The 17,995-nt window shown below is 67.6% G+C and carries 16 protein-coding genes and 1 pseudogene; 14 read left to right on the top strand and 3 right to left on the bottom strand.

The window, feature by feature from the left end; all coding sequences use genetic code 11:
* A pseudogene (locus tag MEICH_RS25220) lies at positions 1–555 on the bottom strand (PucR family transcriptional regulator); the annotation flags it as partial.
* A gap of 214 nt (positions 556–769) precedes the next feature.
* Between MEICH_RS25220 and hpaB the strand changes: the two are divergent.
* The 14 genes from hpaB to MEICH_RS0114800 all read left to right on the top strand — a co-directional run bounded on the left by hpaB (position 770) and on the right by MEICH_RS0114800 (position 15,618).
* Positions 770–2,224, top strand: coding sequence for a 4-hydroxyphenylacetate 3-monooxygenase, oxygenase component (gene hpaB / locus MEICH_RS0114735; protein ID WP_027893284.1), 1,455 nt, complete (start codon positions 770–772; stop codon positions 2,222–2,224).
* Between the two features lie 53 nt (positions 2,225–2,277).
* Positions 2,278–2,724: a 4-hydroxyphenylacetate 3-monooxygenase reductase subunit gene (hpaC, locus tag MEICH_RS0114740; protein WP_027893285.1), complete on the top strand. Its 447-nt coding sequence runs from the start codon at positions 2,278–2,280 to the stop codon at positions 2,722–2,724.
* A 22-nt stretch (positions 2,725–2,746) separates the two neighbouring features.
* Complete coding sequence (hpaD, locus tag MEICH_RS0114745; protein ID WP_027893286.1) at positions 2,747–3,718, top strand: 3,4-dihydroxyphenylacetate 2,3-dioxygenase; 972 nt, start codon at positions 2,747–2,749, stop codon at positions 3,716–3,718.
* A gap of 116 nt (positions 3,719–3,834) precedes the next feature.
* Positions 3,835–5,403: a 3-hydroxyacyl-CoA dehydrogenase NAD-binding domain-containing protein gene (locus tag MEICH_RS25225; RefSeq protein WP_036218581.1), complete on the top strand. Its 1,569-nt coding sequence runs from the start codon at positions 3,835–3,837 to the stop codon at positions 5,401–5,403.
* 10 nt (positions 5,404–5,413) lie between these two features.
* Positions 5,414–6,589: an ABC transporter substrate-binding protein gene (locus MEICH_RS0114755; RefSeq protein WP_027893287.1), complete on the top strand. Its 1,176-nt coding sequence runs from the start codon at positions 5,414–5,416 to the stop codon at positions 6,587–6,589.
* A 79-nt stretch (positions 6,590–6,668) separates the two neighbouring features.
* Positions 6,669–7,700, top strand: a complete 1,032-nt coding sequence (locus MEICH_RS0114760; RefSeq protein ID WP_027893288.1) for a branched-chain amino acid ABC transporter permease — start codon at positions 6,669–6,671, stop codon at positions 7,698–7,700.
* Positions 7,700–9,466: a branched-chain amino acid ABC transporter ATP-binding protein/permease gene (locus MEICH_RS25230; RefSeq protein ID WP_051304179.1), complete on the top strand. Its 1,767-nt coding sequence runs from the start codon at positions 7,700–7,702 to the stop codon at positions 9,464–9,466. Before MEICH_RS0114760 ends, MEICH_RS25230 begins: the two co-directional genes overlap by 1 nt.
* A gap of 172 nt (positions 9,467–9,638) precedes the next feature.
* Positions 9,639–10,376 (top strand): ABC transporter ATP-binding protein, encoded by a 738-nt coding sequence (locus tag MEICH_RS0114770; RefSeq protein ID WP_027893289.1) that lies wholly within the window; start codon positions 9,639–9,641, stop codon positions 10,374–10,376.
* Positions 10,377–10,378: 2 nt separating this feature from the next.
* A complete protein-coding gene (gene paaI / locus MEICH_RS0114775; RefSeq protein WP_027893290.1) occupies positions 10,379–10,750 on the top strand; it encodes a hydroxyphenylacetyl-CoA thioesterase PaaI in 372 nt (123 codons plus the stop codon).
* 65 nt (positions 10,751–10,815) lie between these two features.
* Positions 10,816–12,018, top strand: coding sequence for a 3-oxoadipyl-CoA thiolase (pcaF, locus tag MEICH_RS0114780; protein WP_027893291.1), 1,203 nt, complete (start codon positions 10,816–10,818; stop codon positions 12,016–12,018).
* A complete protein-coding gene (locus MEICH_RS0114785; RefSeq protein WP_027893292.1) occupies positions 12,015–12,776 on the top strand; it encodes an SDR family oxidoreductase in 762 nt (253 codons plus the stop codon). Before pcaF ends, MEICH_RS0114785 begins: the two co-directional genes overlap by 4 nt.
* Positions 12,777–12,975: 199 nt before the next feature.
* Entirely contained in the window at positions 12,976–14,328 is a 1,353-nt protein-coding gene (locus MEICH_RS0114790) for a phenylacetate--CoA ligase family protein (RefSeq protein WP_157202797.1), read from the top strand.
* A 77-nt stretch (positions 14,329–14,405) separates the two neighbouring features.
* Complete coding sequence (locus tag MEICH_RS0114795; RefSeq protein WP_027893294.1) at positions 14,406–14,849, top strand: thioesterase family protein; 444 nt, start codon at positions 14,406–14,408, stop codon at positions 14,847–14,849.
* 154 nt (positions 14,850–15,003) lie between these two features.
* Positions 15,004–15,618 carry an LON peptidase substrate-binding domain-containing protein gene (locus MEICH_RS0114800; RefSeq protein WP_027893295.1) on the top strand — a complete coding sequence of 205 codons (615 nt, stop codon included), beginning with the start codon at positions 15,004–15,006 and terminating at the stop codon, positions 15,616–15,618.
* Between the two features lie 260 nt (positions 15,619–15,878).
* On the opposite strand, the gene MEICH_RS28795 is transcribed toward MEICH_RS0114800, so the two are convergent.
* Positions 15,879–16,469 (bottom strand): SMI1/KNR4 family protein, encoded by a 591-nt coding sequence (locus MEICH_RS28795; protein WP_157202798.1) that lies wholly within the window; start codon positions 16,467–16,469, stop codon positions 15,879–15,881.
* A 413-nt stretch (positions 16,470–16,882) separates the two neighbouring features.
* Positions 16,883–17,956 (bottom strand): HEAT repeat domain-containing protein, encoded by a 1,074-nt coding sequence (locus MEICH_RS28800; protein ID WP_157202799.1) that lies wholly within the window; start codon positions 17,954–17,956, stop codon positions 16,883–16,885.
* Positions 17,957–17,995 lie beyond the last annotated feature (39 nt).

A 17,995-nucleotide genomic window follows, 5' to 3' on the forward strand; every position in this document is an offset into this window, starting at 1 on the left:
GGCCTCCCCGTAGGCCACCAGCCGCCACTCGCCGGCCTCGAGGGCGAGGTGGCCCGGCCCGCGCCCCACCTCCTTGGGGTGCTGCGCGGGGACCGCCCCGACCCAGGCCAGCACCTCCCCCCAGGGGGCCAGCAGCGCCAGGGGCAGCCCGGTGACGGCGCCCAGGGCCTCGAGGAAGCTGCGGTTGTCGGCCAGGCGGGACAGGAGGAGCTCGAGGGTGCTGACCATGCCCAGCGCTTCGTGGCTGCGGGCCTCGGCCAACCGGCGGCGGCCCTCGTCGAGCGCGGTGGCGGGCGAGAGCCAAGGCGGCAGCAGGGCCAGCCCGTAGCCCGCGGCCACGCAGGTCTGCTCGAGGGCGGCGAAGTCCTCCTCCACCCGCACGAAGCAGCCGGCCAGGTAGGGGCGCAGGCGCGGCACCAGGCGGGTCGAGGAGCCCACCAGCACCGCCCCCTGCACCAGCGAGGGGCGCTCGGCGGGCTCGAGCAGCGTCACCTCCTTGTCGCAGGGAACCCGGACCTCGAGGCGCAGGCTTTGGGCGAGTTCGTCGAATCGCATAAGACTCCAAACCGGGGCGGCCTTTTTGTCATTATCCACGAAGCTCCGGAGGACAATTGGCCTCGTGACCCGATTTAGCCCGAAGAGGTTGTAGCGGCTGACAAATCTGGCAGGAAAATTTGTCGGTTCCAGAACTACCCGCGCGGGCGAGCCCGCCGTACCTTGGCGCTATCAACCCCCAAGCGTGGTTGGGCTCGAGCCCACAGGAGGAGTCATGGCCCGTACCGGACAACAGTACATCGAAGCCTTACGGCACAACCCCCCGAACATCTGGTACAAGGGGGAGAAGGTCGAAGACCCCACCACCCACCCGGTGTTCAAGGGGATCGTGCACAGCCTGGCGGCGCTGTACGACATGCAGCACGACCCGAAGTACCGCGACACGCTCACCTACGAGGAAAACGGCCAGCGCTACGCCATGAGCCTGCTGCCCGCCCGCAGCAAGGAGGACCTCTCCCGCCGCAGCGCGGCCTACAAGCTGTGGGCCGACGCCAACTTGGGCATGATGGGCCGCTGCCCCGACTACCTCAACGCGGTGCTCATGGCCTACGAGCAGTCGGCCGACTTCTTCGGCGAGTTCGCCGACAACGTACGCAACTACGTGCGCTACGTGCGCGAGAACGACCTCTCGACCACCCACTGCCTCACCAACCCCCAGGTGAACAGGGCCAAGTCGGTCACCGAGCAGCCCGACCCCTACATCCCGGTGGGCGTGGTCAAGCAGACCGCCGAGGGCATCGTGGTGCGCGGGGCCCGCATGCTCTCGACGCTCCCCACCGCCGACGAGCTCTTGGTCTTCCCCTCCACCCTGCTCAAGGAGGGCCCCGGGGCCGACAAGTACGCGGTGGCCTTCGCCATCCCCACCAACACCCCGGGGCTGCACTTCATCAGCCGCGAGAGCATGGCGGTGGGCGACTCGAGCTACGACCACCCCCTCTCCAGCCGCCTGGAGGAGATGGACTGCCTCACCGTCTTCGACGACGTGTTCGTGCCCTGGGAGCGCATCTTCATCCTGGGCGACCTCCAGCGCTGCAACAACGCCTACGCCGAGACCGGGGCCCTGATGCACATGGCCCACCAGGTGGTGGTGCTCAAGAACGCCAAGACCGAGGCCTTCCTGGGGCTCGTCAGCCTCATCGGGGAGACCATCGGGGCCGACGCCTTCCCCCACGTGCAGGAGAAGATCGCCGAGCTCATCGTCTACCTCGAGGCCATGAAGGGCTTCTGGACCCGGGCCGAGGCCGAGGCCAAGCCCAACAAGTACGGCTTGTACTGCCCCGACCGCGCCGCGCTCGACGGGGCGCGCAACCTCTACCCCCGGCTCTACCCCCGCATCAACGAGATCGTGCAGCAGGTCAGCGCCTCCGGGCTCATCACCCTGCCCGGCGAGGCCGACTTCGAGGGGCCGGTGGGGCCGTACCTCGAGAAGTACCTCCAGTCGGCCACCCTGCCCGCGCGTGAGCGCGTGCAGCTCTTCCGGCTGGCCTGGGACATGACCACCAGCGGCTTCGGCGCGCGCCAGACCCTCTACGAGCGCTTCTTCTTCGGCGACCCCGTGCGCATGTACCAGACGCTGTTCTCGGTCTACGACAAGGAGCCCTACAAGGCGCGCATCCGGGCTTTCCTGGGCTGGAGCGAGCAGCCTAAGGAAGCCGTCGCGGGCGACTGATGGGCGCGGAGGCGCCCCCGGGAGAGACTATGGAAGCCGTGAGCCAACCCACCCTGAGCGAGCTGTTCAAGCGCGCGCTCGCGCGCTGGCCCAGCGGGGTGACCATCGTGGCCGCCGAGGCCGACGGCGAGCGCCGCGGCATGACCGCCAGCTCCTTCAGCTCGGTGAGCCTCGAGCCCCCCCTGGTGCTGGTGTGCATCGACGAGAACGCCAACCTGCTGGAGGTGCTCGAGCGCGGCGAGCGCTTCGCCATCAACCTGCTCGCCGAAGGGCAGCAGGCCGTCTCCGACCACTTCGCCGGCCGGTCGAGCTCCGGCCTCGAGCCGCTGAGCCCGGACCTGTCGGTCGAGGGGGCGCTGGCGACGCTGTACTGCGCGAAGTGGCAGCTCTACCCCGGCGGCGACCACCGCATCGTGGTGGGGCGGGTGGAGGCGGTCCGGCTGAGCGGGGCCGAACGGCCGCTGGTCTACTGGAACCGGGGCTACCGCACCCTGCGGTGAGGTTTCCAAGGGAGGCATGACCATGGCGACGATCCCCAACATCATCCGCGTCGGTCACGGGGTGTTCTACGTGACCGACCTCGAGGCCTCGCGCCACTTCTACGTGGAGCTGCTGGGCCTCAACGTGCTGCACGAGAGCGCCTCGGCGCTGTACCTGCGCGGCAACGAGGACCGCGAGTGGACGCTGAAGCTCGAGCTCGCCCCCGAGGCGGGCATCAAGCACCTGGCCTACCGGGTGGCGGGCGAGGCCGACCTCGAGGCCTTGGTCGCCCTGGCCGAGGCCGAGGGGCTGCCCTGGCGCTGGGAGAGCGAGCAGGACCGCCCCAAGCTGCTGCGCCTGCAGGACCCTTTCGGCACCCCGGTGGCCTTCTACGCCGAGTCGGTGAAGTACCCCTGGCTGCTGCAGCGCTACGACCTGCACCGCGGGCCGGGATTGCAGCGCATCGACCACGTCAACGTCATCAGCCCCTGGGTGCAGGACACCCTGCGCTGGTACACCGAGCGGCTGGCCTTCCGCCTCACCGAGTACACCGAGGACGACGAGGGCCGCATCTGGGCCGCCTGGATCCACCGGCGGGGCGGGGTACACGACCTGGCCCTCACCAACGGCACCGGGCCCCGCCTGCACCACTTCGCCTACTGGATGCCCGACTCCGCCTCCATCCTGCGGGCCTGCGACATCCTGGCCGGGGCCATGCAGACCGACGCCATCGAGCGCGGGCCGGGCCGCCACGGCATCTCCAACGCCTTCTTCCTCTACCTGCGCGACCCCGACGGCCACCGCATCGAGCTCTACACCTCCGACTACCTCACCGTCGACCCCGACTTCGAGCCCATCCGCTGGCACCTCAACGACCCCCGCCGCCAGACCCTGTGGGGCGCCCGCACCCCCAAGAGCTGGTTCCTCGAGGGCTCGCGGCTCGAGGCCTTCGGGGGCGGCTGGGTGGAGCTGCAGGAGTCCGAGCTCCAGGGCCTCCCCCAGCACGTCATCTGAGGGCGAAATCTGTTGCCTGGGCTGCTTGACGGCGAAAAACCGTCATATTAGACTGGCGCAAACTTATACAAACGAATGTTAGTTTGGCATAAAAACTCAAACCTCAGGGGTGAAGGGTGAACGAACGCGTGGCAATCATCGGGGCAGGAACCATGGGGCGCGGCATCGCGCAGGTGGCCGCACAGGCCGGCCACCCCGTGCTGCTCTACGACCCCTACCCCCAGGCCCTCGACAAAGCCCTCGCCGCCGTGGGCGCCGATCTGCAGAAGGCCGCCGAGAAGGGCCGCTTAGCGGGCACGGTCGAGGAGGTGCTGGGGCGCCTGCAGACCACCGGCGAGCTCGAGCGCTGCGCCGAGGCCGAGTGGGTGATCGAGGCGGTGCCGGAGCAGCTCGAGCTCAAGCAGCAACTGCTGGGCAAGCTCGGGGAGCTCAACCCCCGCGCCGTGCTGGCGACCAACACCTCCACCCTCTCGGTCTCGGCCATCGCGGCGAAGGTGCCGCGCCCACAGCGGGTGGTGGGGCTGCACTTCTTCAACCCCGCCCAGCGCATGAAGCTCGTCGAGGTCATCCCGGCGGTGCAGACCGACGAGAAGGTGGTGGAGCGGGCGCTCGAGCTCGCCCGCCGCTGGGGTAAGGAGCCCGTGCGGGTGGGGGATTTCCCGGGCTTTTTGGTCAACCGGGTGGCCCGCCCCTTCTACGGCGAGGCCCTCCGGCTGCACGGCGAGGGCGTGCCCAAGGAGCACATCGACCAGGTTTTGCGGGGCCTGGGCTTCCCCATGGGCCCCTTCGAGCTGATGGACCTCATCGGCCTGGACGTCAACTACGCCGCCTCGCAGTCGGTGTTCAAGGGCATGTACGCCGAGCCGCGCTACCGCCCCCACGCCCTGCAATACCAGCGCGTGGCGGCGGGGATGCTCGGGCGCAAGACCGGCGAGGGATGGTATAAGTATCCACCCGGCCCCCCTGCCCCGCCCGCCCCCCCCAAAGCCGACCCGGCCTCGGCCCCGCTGGCCTTCATCGTGGGGCCCAACCCCCTGGCCGAGGAGCTGCGCCGCCGCTTCCGCCACACCGAGGAGGTGCGCGAGGCCGACTTCGTGCTCGACTGCCGGGTGCTCTTGGAGCGCAAGGCCGACTTCCTCGAGGACCTCCCCGTCGTCACGCTGGCCTGGGGCCACTCGGCGAGCGCGGCCCGCCCCAACTACGGCGCTCGCCCGGTGGCGGGCTTCAGCCTGGTGCCCCCGCTCGGCGAGCACAGCGTGGCGGAGGTGATGGCCCCCCTGAGCGGCCCCAACGCCGCCTCAGAGATCGCCAGGCGCTACTTCGAGGCCCACGGCCACCCCACCCTGCTGCTCCCCGACCAGCCCGGCGGGGTGGGCTTCCGGGTGCTGGCCCTGCTGATCAACGAGGCCGTCTCGGCCCTGGCCGAGGGCGTCGCCACCGCCGCCGACCTCGACAAGGCCATGCGGCTGGGCACCGGCTACCCCCGGGGGCCGCTCGAGTGGGCCGAGCTCGTCTGGCTCAAGCCGGTGCTGCGGGCGCTCGAGGGCCTGCACGCCGAGCTCGGCGAGGACCGCTACCGGCCCCACCCCCTGCTGCGCCGGGTGGTGGCGGCGGGGCTCGAAAGCTTCGGCAGTATCGCGGGTTTGACCGCCACGGCAAACCCCGTCGAAGAGCAAAGCGCTTAGGAGGATAGGCATGAAACGATGGTTCTTTCTTCTCGTCGCGGCCTTAGGTTTGGCCCTCTCCCAGCAGCCCGCCCCCCTCAAGATCGGGGTGGTGGTCTCGGCGACCGGGCCGGCGGCCTCGCTGGGCATCCCCGAGCGCAACACCTTCCTGCTGCTCGAGGAGGAGGTCAACAAGCGCGGCATCGGCGGGCGCAGGGTGCAGTTCGTCATCCTCGACGACGCCTCCGACACCACCCAGGCGGTGCGCAGCACCCGCAAGCTGATCCAGGAGGACCAGGTCGTCGCCGTCATCGGCACCACCACCACCCCGGCCTCGCTGGGCATGATCGACGTGGTGGCCGAGGCCAAGGTGCCCATGATCTCGCTGGCGGCCTCCAAGGCCATCATCGCGCCCGTGGACGCCAAGCGCTCGTGGGTCTTCAAGACCCCCCAGACCGAGGAGCTCATGGCCCGCGCCATCGTCGCCGACATGAAGGAGCGCGGGGTCAAGACCGTGGCCTACATCGGCTTCAACGACGCCTACGGCGAGGGCTGGTGGACCTTCTTCGCCCAGGAGGCCAAGGAGGGCGGGCTCAACGTCGTGGCCAACGAGCGCTACGCCCGCACCGACACCTCGGTCACCGGCCAGGTCGTCAAGATCATCGCCGCGCGGCCTGACGCGGTGCTGGTGGGGGCTTCGGGCACGCCGGCGGTGCTGCCCCAGCGCACCCTCAACGAGCGCGGCTACAAGGGTCTGATCTACCAGACCCACGGCGTCGCCAACCCCGACTTCCTGCGCGTGGGCGGCAAGGACGTCGAGGGGACGCTGCTGCCCGCCGGGCCCATCCTGGTGGCCGAGCAACTGCCCTCTGGCTTCCCCTCCAAGAAGCCCGCCCTCGACTACATCACCCGCTACGAGACCAAGTTCGGCATCGGCAGCTACTCCACCTTCGGGGCCCACGCCTACGACGCCTGGCTGATCCTGCGGGCCGCCCTCGAGCGCGCCCTCAAGAACGCCAACCCCGACAACCTCGCGGCCTTCCGCGCGGCCCTGCGCGACGAGCTCGAGGCCACCAAGAACGTCGTGGCCTCGCACGGGGTGTTCAGCTTCTCCAAGGACGACCACCTGGGCCTGCGCTTCCAGGACACCGCCGTGATGGTGCAGGTGCAGAACGGCCGGTGGAAGCTGGTGCGGATGTTCCGATGAGCAGCTAGCGGCCCGTAGCGGATAGCCGAGGGGGGTCCCCCGCGACCGGCTATCCGCTACCGGCTGTCCTGTGGATCTTATGGACTGGACCGTCTTCTCCTTCCTGGCCGCCGACGCCATCCAGAGCGGCACCATCTACGCGCTCTTGGCGCTGGCGCTGGTGCTGGTGTTCGCGGTGACCCGGGTGATCCTGGTGCCGCTGGGCGAGTTCTTGGTGTTCGCGCCCCTCACCTACGCCTTCTTCTTACCGCCCGCGGTCAGCGGGCTCGAGCTCGGCGGGCAGATCCCCGGCACGGCCTGGCTCTCGGCCACGCTGCTGGCGGTGTGGGCGGTGCTCGAGCGCGGCCACCCCCGCCGTGCGCTGGGGCTTTTGCTGGCCGCCGCCGGCGTGGTGGCTTTGGCCTGGGTGGGGGCCCGCGGGGTGCCGCTGTGGCTGGGCTGGCTGCTGGCGGTGCTGGTGGTGCTGCCGCTGGGGCCGGCGAGCTACCGGCTGTTCTTCGAGCCGGTGAGGAACGCGACCGTGCTGGTGTACCTCATCATCGCGGTGGGGCTGCACTTCGCCTACCAGGGGCTGGGCCTGGTGTTCTTCGGGCCCGAGCAGTACCGCCTCCCGGCCGTGTGGGGCGGGCAGACCAACGTCGGGATCGTCCCGGTCAACAACCAGGCCTTCCTGGTCTATGGCTTCGCCGTCCTCGCCATGGCCGGGCTGTACCTCTTCTTCACCCGCAGCCTCTACGGCAAGGCCCTGCGGGCCTGCGCGGTCAACCGCTACGGGGCGCGGCTGCTGGGCATCAGCCCCAGCCAGGCGGGCTACGTCTCCTTCGGCATCGCCACGCTGATCTCGGCGGTGGCGGGGATGCTGCTGGCCCCGCTGATCAACCCGGCCTACTTCCAGGGCTTCTTGCTGGGCCTCAAGGGCTTCGTGGCCGGCATCCTGGGCGGCCTGATCAGCTACCCGCTGGCGGTGGTGGGGGCTTTGGTGGTGGGCGGCTTCGAGCAGTGGGCGGGGTACGCCTCGAGCGCCTTCAAGGACGCCTTGGTCTTCGCCCTGCTGCTGCCGGTGCTGCTGTGGCGCAGCCTGCGCAGCCACGAGATCGCGGAGGAGGAGTGATGCGCGGGCCGGTCGTATGGGTCGCACTGGGGCTGGTGGCGGTGGCCCCGCTGCTGCTGTCGCCCTTCCCCTTCTACCTCACCCTCGCCAACTTCATCGCCTTCGGGGCGCTGGTGGCGCTGGGGCTCTACCTGCTCACCGGCATGGCCGGCATGACCAGCTTCGGGCAGGCGGCCTTCGCGGGCCTGTCGGCCTACACCACCGCGCTGCTCACCACCCAGGCCGGGTGGAGCCCCTGGCTCACCCTGCCCGCCGGGGTGGCGGTGGCGGCGGCGGGCGCGGTGGTGCTGGGCGGCATCACCGTGCGGCTCAAGGGCCACTACCTGCCGCTGTCGACCATCGCCTGGGGCATGGCGCTGTACATCGTGCTGGGGAGCTGGACCGAGTTCACCGGCGGGCACACCGGGCTCACCAACCTGCCGCCGGTGGCCCTCTTCGGCCTCGAGCTGCGCGACTCCCGCTCCTTCTTCTACCTTTCGTGGGGCGCGGTGCTGCTGGGGGCCTGGGCGGCGTGGAACCTCACCAACAGCCGCGTGGGCCGCGCGCTGCGGGCCTCGAGGGGCGACGCGGTGGCGGCGGCGAGCTTCGGGGTCAACCCGGCGGTGCTCAAGCTGCAGGTCTTCGTGCTGGCCGCGGTCTACGCGGGGCTGGCCGGCTGGCTCTACGCCCACTTCCTGCGCTTCGTCAACCCCTCCCCCTTCAGCCTCGACGCCTCGATCAAGTACCTCATCGCGGCGGTGGCGGGCGGGGTGGGCAGCATCCCCGGCGTGATCCTGGGCGCGGGGCTGGTGACGGCGCTGGAGGAGTGGCTCAAGGACCTGCTGCCGGTGCTCTTCGGGCGCTCGGGCAACTACGAGATCATCGCCTACGGCCTGATCCTGGTGCTGATCCTGATGCTCGCCCCCAAGGGGCTGTGGCCCTTCGTCGAGCGCTACCTGCCCAAGGCCAAGCCCAAGCAGCCCGAAGGCGGCGGCCTGCCGGGCCGGGTGAGCGCCGGGGGCGCGGGCGAGGTGCTGCTCGAGGTCGAACACCTGGTCAAGAACTTCGGCGGGCTGGTGGCCGTGAACGGGCTGAGCTTCGAGCTGCGGCGCGGCGAGATCCTGGGCCTCATCGGCCCCAACGGCGCGGGCAAGAGCACCTGCTTCAACCTCATCACCTCGGTACTCGCGCCCAGCAAGGGCGAGGTGCGCTTCAAGGGGCAGGTCATCAGCGGCAAGGCCCCCTACGCCGTGCACCGGCTGGGGCTGGCCCGCACCTTCCAGCACCCCCACCTCTTCCCCGAGATGACCGTGCTCGAGAACGCCGCGCTGGGCACCTACGCCCGCACGAGCGCGGGCATCCCGCAGGTGATGCTGGGGCTCTCGCAGGCCGAGGAGAAAGCCGCGCTGGTCGAGGCCTACCGGGCGCTGGAGCGCGTGGGCCTGGCCCACATCGCCCACCACAAAGCCGACGGGCTGGCGCTGGGGCAGTTGCGGCTGCTCGAGATCGCGCGGGCTCTGGCCTCCAACCCCGAGGTGCTGCTCCTGGACGAGCCGGCGGCGGGCCTGCGGGCGGGCGAGAAGCGCCAGTTCGCCGCTCTGATCCGCAAGCTGGTGGGCGAGGGCGTGACGGTGCTGCTGGTGGATCACGACATGGACCTGGTGATGGGGCTCGTCGACCGCGTGGTGGTGATGCACTACGGCGAGAAGCTGGCCGAGGGCTCGCCCGCCGAGGTGCAGCGCAACCCCAAGGTGGTCGAGGCGTACTTGGGGGAGGCGGTGGCATGAACAGGGGCCAAGAACCCAAACGCCAAGCCCCCGCTCGTGGAAAGATGGGGGAACGGGTGCCGGGAGGCCCGTGGCGGGGGGCCCGTGGCCGGTGGTCGGGGGCTCTTCCCACGAGCCGTTCCCTGGCGTTCGGCGTCCGGCCTTTGACGGCGGGCGCGACCGGAGGTCGCCCATGACCATCCTCGAAGTCAAGAACCTCACCGTGCGCTACGGCGCGGTCGAAGCCGTGCGCGACCTCTCGCTGCACGTGGCCGAGGGCGAGGCGGTGACGCTGATCGGCCCCAACGGCGCGGGCAAGAGCAGCACCCTCAAGGGCCTGGTGGGGCTGGTGAACGCCTCGGGCGGCGTGAGCTACCGCGGGCGCGAGCTGCCCCGGCGCACCCCCGAAGCCCTGGCCGCCGCCGGGATGGTGCTGGTGCCCGAAAAGCGCGAGCTCTTCGCCTCGATGGAGGTGGAGGACAACCTGCTGCTGGGCGCGTTTACCCGGGTGCAGCGGCGCGAGAGGGGCATCCGGGAGGACCTCGAGCGCGTCTACACCCTCTTCCCCCGCCTGCGCGAGCGGCGCAAGCAACTGGCGGGCACCATGTCGGGCGGGGAGCAGCAGATGCTCGCCATCGGGCGCGCGCTGATGGCCCGCCCCAAGCTGCTGATGCTCGACGAGCCGAGCCTGGGCCTGGCCCCCCTGATCGTGCAGGAGATCTTCCGCATCCTGGGCGAGCTGAAGAAGGAGGGCGTGACCATCCTGGTCGTCGAGCAGAACGCCCGCATGGCGCTGAAGCTGGCCGACCGGGGCTACGTGCTCGAGGCCGGCGAGCGGGTGATGGAGGGCCCGGCGCAGGAGTTGCTGCACGACCCGCGGGTGCTCGAGTCCTACCTGGGCATCCGCGCGAGGGAGGAAGCCGCCAAGTGAGCCTGAGCGACGCCTACATGGAATTGCTGGGCATAAAGGTCGAGGCGGTGGGCGCGGGACGGGCCCACCTCTCGGCTGTGGTGGGCCCCCAGCACCTCAACATCCACGGCTCCGGCCACGGCGGCTTCCTCTACAGCCTCGCCGACGCCGCCTTCGCCCTGGCCTCGAACTCCCACGGCGTGCCCGCCGTGGCCCTCTCGACCCACATGGAATACTTCAAGCCCGCCAAACCCGGCGACCGCCTCGAGGCCCACGCCACCGAGGAGAACCTGGGTCGCCGCACCGCCACCTACCGCATCGAAGTCCGGCGCGGCCCGGAGCTGGTGGCCCTGTTCACCGGCACCGTCTTCAGAAAGGAGGCCGATGGCCGATAGCCGGTAGCGGGTAGCGAGAACGAGCGTCTTCGGCTATCCGCCACCGGCTGTCAGCCATCCGCGTTATGGAAGCTTACATCGTTGATGCAGTCCGCACGCCCGTCGGCAAGCACGGCGGGGTGCTCGCTTCGGTCCGGCCCGACGACCTGGGGGCCCTCCCCCTCAAGGCCCTCTTAGAGCGCACCGGCATACCCGGCGCCGACGTCGAGGACGTGTACATGGGCTGTGCCAACCAGGCCGGGGAGGACAACCGCAACATCGCCCGCATGTCGCTGCTGCTGGCGGGGCTGCCCACCTCAGTGGGCGGCTCGACGGTCAACCGGCTGTGCGGCAGCGGCCTCGACGCGGTGGCGAGCGCGGCCCGCGCCATCCTGGCCGGGGAGGGCCCGGTCTACATCGGCGGCGGCGTGGAGAGCATGAGCCGCGCCCCCTGGGTCATGCCCAAGGCCGAGAAGCCCTTCGCCACCGGCAACGTCACCGTCTACGACACCACGCTGGGCTGGCGCTTCGTCAACCCGCGCATGAAGGAGCTCTACGGCACCGACGCCATGGGCGAGACCGCCGAGAACCTGGCCGAGCAGTACCGCATCCCCCGCGAGGAGCAGGACCGCTTCGCCCTGCGCTCGCACCAGAAGGCCATCCAGGCCCAGCAGAGCGGCGCCTACGACGGCCAGATGATCCCGGTGGAGGTCCGCGACCGCAAGGGCAACCTCGAGGCCGTCTGCAAGGACGAGGGCCCCCGCGCCGACACCAGCCTCGAGGCCCTCGCCAAGCTCAAGCCGGTGTTCCGCCAGGGCGGCAGCGTCACCGCCGGCAACAGCTCCTCGCTCAACGACGGGGCGGCGGCACTGCTGCTGGCCTCCGGGGAGTACGCCCGGGCCCACGGGCTGAGACCCATGGCCCGCGTGCGCTCGGTGGCGGTGGCCGGGGTCGAGCCCCGCATCATGGGCATCGGGCCGGTCCCCGCGACCCGCAAGGCGCTCGAGCGGGCCGGGCTATCCCTCTCCGACCTCGGCCTGATCGAGCTCAACGAGGCCTTCGCCGCGCAGAGCCTGGCGGTGCTGCGCGAGTGGGGCATGGACCCCGACGACGAGCGGCTCAACGTCAACGGCGGCTCAATAGCCATCGGGCACCCGCTGGGCAGCTCGGGCGCGCGCATCCTCACCACTCTGGTCCACGAGATGCGGCGGCGCGACGTGCAGTTCGGCCTGGCGACCATGTGCATCGGCGTGGGCCAGGGCATCGCGATGGTGGTCGAGAAGGTATGAGCGTGCTCGAGCAGTTCCGCCTCGACGGCAAGGTGGCGCTGGTGACGGGGGGCTCGCGGGGCCTGGGGCTCGAGATCGCCCACGCCCTGCGCGAGGCCGGGGCCAAAGTCGCGCTGCTGGCCCGCCGGGAGGGCTTCTTCGAGGACGCCCTCAAGCTCATCCCCGACGCGCTGCCCCTGGTGGGCAACGTGCAGGACGAGGAGGGCCTCGAGCGCGCCGTCGGGCGGGTCGAGGCCGAGCTCGGGCCCCTCAGCGTGCTGGTCAACGCCGCCGGCGTCACCTGGGGCCAGGACGCGCTCGAGGTGCCCGCCGCCAAGGTGCGCGAGGTGCTCGACGTCAACGTCACCGGCACCTTCCTCGCCAGCCGCATCGCCGCCCGGGGCATGAAGCAGCGCGGCTACGGCAAGATCCTCAACATCGCCTCGGTGGCCGGTCTGGCCGGCAGCCCCAGCGAGGTCATGGACGCCGCCCCCTACTCCGCCTCCAAGGGCGCCATGATCGCCCTGACCCGCGACCTCGCGGTGAAGTGGGGCCCCCACGGCATCCGCGTCAACGCCCTGGCCCCCGGCTTCTTCCCCACCCGCATGACCGAGAAGGTGTTGCCGCGCATCGAGGCCGCCGTGAGCGAGCGCACCCCGCTGGGCCGCCTGGGCCGCAGCGGCGAGCTCGCCGGGGCCGCGCTCTTCCTCTGCTCCCCCGCCTCCGACTACGTCAGCGGCCAGGTGCTCGCCGTGGACGGGGGGATGACGGCTTTATGAACCTCGCGCAGGCATAGGGCGTGTTGCGTATGGCGTTGGATAGGCTCTCACCCCCTGACCCCCGCTCTCGCTGGCGAGAGCGGGAGGGGTCGATGCTTTTCCCGACGAGGCCACAAGGTAGAACGTACGACATATGACCGGCCAGCGTCTCGCGTTAGGCGTTAGGCGTTAGGCGTTCGACGTTTGATAGGAGGTTGCCATGCCCATCTTCCAGCCCGAACTCGAGACCCTTCCCCGCCCCAAGCTCAAAGCGCTCCAGGACGAGCGGCTGCGCGAACAGGTCGCCTACGTCTACGAGCGGGTGCCCTTCTACCGGGCCACGCTCGAGGCCGCCGGCCTGAAGCCCTCCGACATACGGGGCGTGGAGGACCTGCCCAAGCTTCCCTTCACCCGCAAGCGCGACCTGCGCGACACCTACCCCTTCGGCCTCTTCGCGGTGCCCCGCCACGAGCTCGCCCGCATCCACGCCAGCAGCGGCACCACCGGCAAGCCCACGGTGGTGGGGTACACCAAGGGGGACCTCGAGGTCTTCGCCGAGGTGGTGGCCCGCTCGCTGGCCGCCGCGGGGGCCGAGCCCGGCATGATGCTGCACAACGCCTACGGCTACGGCCTCTTCACCGGCGGGCTGGGGCTGCACGGCGGCGCGGAAAGGCTCGGCATGATCGTCGTGCCCATTTCCGGCGGCATGACCGACCGCCAGATCATGCTCATCCAGGACTTCAAGCCCGAGGTCATCTGCTGCACCCCCTCCTACGCCCAGACCCTGGCCGAGGAGTTCAAGCGGCGCGGCGTGAGCCCCGAGGAGATCAGCCTCAAGTACGCGGTGCTGGGCGCGGAACCCTGGACCGAGGCCATCCGCCGCAGCGTGGACGAGGGGCTGGGGGTGAAGTCCACCAACATCTACGGCCTCTCCGAGATCATCGGCCCCGGCGTCTCCAACGAGGACGTGAACGAGCGCGACGGCCTGAGCTACGTCTGGGAGGACCACTTCTACCCCGAGATCGTCCACCCCGAGACCGGCGAGCCGCTGCCCGAGGGCGAGGTGGGCGTGCTGGTGCTCACCACGCTCACCAAGAAGGCCATGCCGGTGCTGCGCTACTGGACCGGCGACCTCACCTACATCACCCGCGAGCCGGGCGCCTCCGGCCGCACCCACGCCCGCATGGCCCAGATCCGCGGCCGTACCGACGACATGCTCATCGTGCGCGGGGTCAACGTCTACCCCACCCAGATCGAGGCCGTGCTGCTGCAGATCCCCGAGGTGGCCCCCCACTACCAGATCGTGCTCAAGCGCGAGCGCACCATGGACGAGGTCGAGCTCAAGCTCGAGGTCGCCGAGCCCTTCTTCCGCGAAGTGGGCGCCCAGATGCTCTCCGACGAGATCATCGAGGCCGACCACCGCCTGGCCGCTTTGCGCGACAAGGTGGCCCACAAGGTCAAGGACAACATCGGCGTCTCGGTCAGGGTCACGCTCCTCAGCCCCGGTACCGCCCCGCGCAGCGAAGGCGGTAAGCTCAAGCGCGTGGCGGACTTGAGGAATCTAGGCCAATAGTCTAGAGCTGATAGCCAGTAGCCAAGAGGAAGGTCTTTTGCTATCGGCTATGGGCTATCGGCCATGAGCGATCCCTTATGAAACCCATACCCATCGGATACCAGGCGACGCTCGAGGTCACGGTCACCGACGAGATGACCGTGGACTTCGAGCACCCCCACGACCCCCGGCTCGGCAAGCTGCACGCCGTCTACGCGACCTACTGGATGGCCAAGCACATGGAAATGGCCGGGCGCATGATCATCCTCGACTTCCTGGAGGAGGGCGAGGAGGGCATCGGCTCGAAGGTCAGCGTCAACCACCTGGCCTCGGCGCTGCCGGGCATGAAGGTGCGGCTAGTAGCCGAGCACGAGCGCACCGAGGGCAACCGCGTCTACGCGGCGCTCAAGGTGTGGAACGAGCTGGGCGACCTCATCGGCGAGGGCGAGACCGAGCAGGTGATCCTGCCCAAGGGCAAGCTCGAGCGCATCTTCGAGAAGCTCCAGGAGCGCTGGGCCAGCTTCCAGCAGGCAAAAAGCTAAGTAGCTCCGGCGTGAGCCTGTCAGAGGATAGGGTAACAGGCTCACGCCGGAGCCCTCATCCTCCCTTCGGTCGGGGTGACTTTTGACAAAGTCACCCTCGAGAAACTTAGATCAGGCCGCTTTTGCCAGGCCGAATTAGGTCTAACCTGATCGTGTGACCCGCTTGCCCCTGTTTCCGTTACCGGAGACCGTGGTCTTCCCCGGCCTGTTGATCCCGCTTTTCATCTTCGAGGAGCGCTACAAACAGATGACCCGCGACCTGCTCGCCCGCGACGAGGGCGAGCGGCGCTTCGTGATCACCCTGGCCGGGCCGGAACCGGGAAAATACCACGAAATCGGCGGCTACGTCGAGCTCCTGGCCGCCTCCGAAAACCCCGACGGCACCTTCAACATCGTCTGCCGGGGCGGTGACCGCTGCCGCGTGGGCGACATCAGCCTGGGCGAGGGCCAGCTCTACTACTCGGTCCCCGACCAGCCCTTCCCCCTCCTCCGCTCCGACCCCGGCAGCGAAGCCATCGCCGCCTGGGACGCGATGGAGGCCTTCCGCGAGTACGTCGCGGGCAAGGCCGACCCCAAGGCCCTCGAGGAAGCCCTCGCCAACCTCCCCGAAGACCCCCTCTACCAAGCCTCCTTCCTCTGCGTCAACCTCCGCGTCCCCGCCGCCGAGAAACAAGCCCTCCTCGAGGCCCCCTCCCTCGTAGACCGCCTCGAGCTCGTCCAATCCCTCATGCGCCAGCGGCCGCTCTCGAGCGGGGTGTCGGAGGCCTGAGCGGAGGTCAAGCTAGCCCTTCTCGTCAGCTTCCTGCCTTCCTACCGCCGCAGCCGATCACGGAGGGCTCCGAGGAGGTGCCCGAGCCGTCGCTGGTGGCGACCTGGACCCGCACGGTGCTCGAGACCGGCTAGCCCACGGCGGGGCTGGTGATGTTCACCGCGGGCGGGGCGGCGTCGGGCTCGCCGCAGGCGTGGGCAGGGCGAGGGGCAATAGGGATAGATGAGGTGAGCAGGTAAAGAGTTTGTGACGACATGCTTTCAGGATTTCTCTATAAGTCCAATCTTCTCTAAGAGAGGAAACCACAAAGTATCTGTAGGGAAAACCTTCAGGTAGCCACTCCCAAGACACACGTTATCGAGGAATTCATCAAGTGAGCTGGCTAAGATATCGGCCTCGCGTGGATCCCTTGGCCAGATCGCTACAACAGTACCCTCCTTGTCGATAGCAAGATCTCCACTTGCTTGGTTCGACCCGATGATCAAACTCACGCCATGAGACTCGCATTGGCCAGCGATATCCCCAAATAAGTCGTTCAGTTGAGCCAGCGTTCTCTGAAGGCCATGTTTAGTCGAAAAAATACCCGCGATGAAGAAGTGTGTTCCTATTACCAAGCCATCTGTAATCCTATAAAGCTCTACCAACTCACCAGGCACTAGGAGTCGCGAGTTGCTCACATACTGGTTTACCTCAGCCTGGCTTAGCGGAACGTCTGTTTCTAGACCAATGGCTATTTCTTCCAGCCCTGATTCCCTTGCATTGATAAGCGAGCGGAGCTTCTGCTGCCAACTTATAACCACCGCTCCTTTCAAAAAAACAGGCAACTCATCGCAATCGAGCTTAAAGTACAAAGTACAATCTTCTGCTGACCATACATGGGCCTCACTTATCCCTTCGTTTGATACTTGATCTGGGGCGGCAGGGTGTGAGAAAGACGGGGGGTGCCGTGCGACCCGATCGCGAGCACCCCACGTACTACCTTGACCTGGAGATTCTGCTCTATCGCCACCTTCATCTGGGTGGATGACGCAAGAGCTTCGGGGGCCTCATAGCCCGGATAAACCTCCTCATCCTGGCCCACAACCTGGTTCGTAATCCTGTCTTCCTCAGGATGGCTAAGGCGGGGCTATAGCGAAGGTATTGAGAACAGCGTTATTTCTCTAAAGCTACAGGGGAAACGTCTATAGTAGCCTCAGCGCGTCCAGCACATGGCTCATACCTTGTACCTCAGAAATACAAACATGTACACCTCGCGGTATGGGACCTAACTACCAGATCGTTTCTCTCGTTCAGAGATCGGATAGTCCTTGAAATAGCTGATGAGAAAATCCCGGAAAGACGGCCATTGGGGCTGAATTCTTCCAGCAATAAAGTCGAAGAGCTCATTAACCTCACTTACTAGGTGAACAGAGTCATTCCTTGAATCATATGCAATGAAGTCATACGTATCCCCTAAATTTGAGATGATCCAAATTCCTTCGGGAAAACCGAGCGCCTGTCTGGCCTGCTGTGTGACAGACTGAATGGAGTCAGGTGGTTCGCCTTCGATATCTAGGAGCCAATAGAGGTTAGGTTTACCAAATACACCTTTGTAATGCCGGAAGAACTCAGCAAGAGAACTCGAGGGGTCGATGTCCATCCGCCGTGCTACATCGGACACGTCTCGAGGTGGGTGAAGTTCATAGATTGTATTCTTGAGCTTCTCTCTTACTTCCTCTGGAATGCTGCTCATAGTGTCTCCCCGGCAGGATCTACTTGTTTTCAACCCTCCATCTTCAGTATTCGTCACGCTCCCGCTGGTCAGGCGCATCCGCGGGCACAAGATATCCGGTGATAGCCGATGCTTGATCCGGCTGATAGCGTCTTCGGCAGCGTATCTAAGTGGCTCACCCTCGTAATTCTCTCCCTCATCATGATCCCTTATCCACTCGAGCACCGCGAGAGCACGTTCATCACCGAGTTGGCCGAGGATAATGATGCTCCGGAAGCGCACATCCGCGTCTGGGTCATTCCTCGCCAAAGTGATCAGTTGGTCAACCGGGATATGGTCTTCCCAGCATTTCACCAGAACGCCCAAAGCGATCATGCGCGCATCCCCATCGGGATGGCTTAGCCACCGCGTCGCGGCTTCCCTGGCGCGATCCTTATCCAGCTCTAACAACGCATCGAGTGCCCAGATCCCCTCAAATCCAAACTCCCGCGCCCACGTTTCCAAGACGCTCAGAAGAGTCTTTCTATCAGTTTTTTGTTTGATCAGCTCCAGTTGCTGTGAAAAAGTCAGCGAACTGTTCTTGTGAGCAATCGATCGGATTATATCTTCCACTTGCTTCTCCCCCATGGCACTACCTCGCTCGCCTTACCTAAAAACTCCCTCAGG

Source organism: Calidithermus chliarophilus DSM 9957, from assembly GCF_000430045.1.
Lineage (GTDB): Bacteria > Deinococcota > Deinococci > Deinococcales > Thermaceae > Calidithermus > Calidithermus chliarophilus.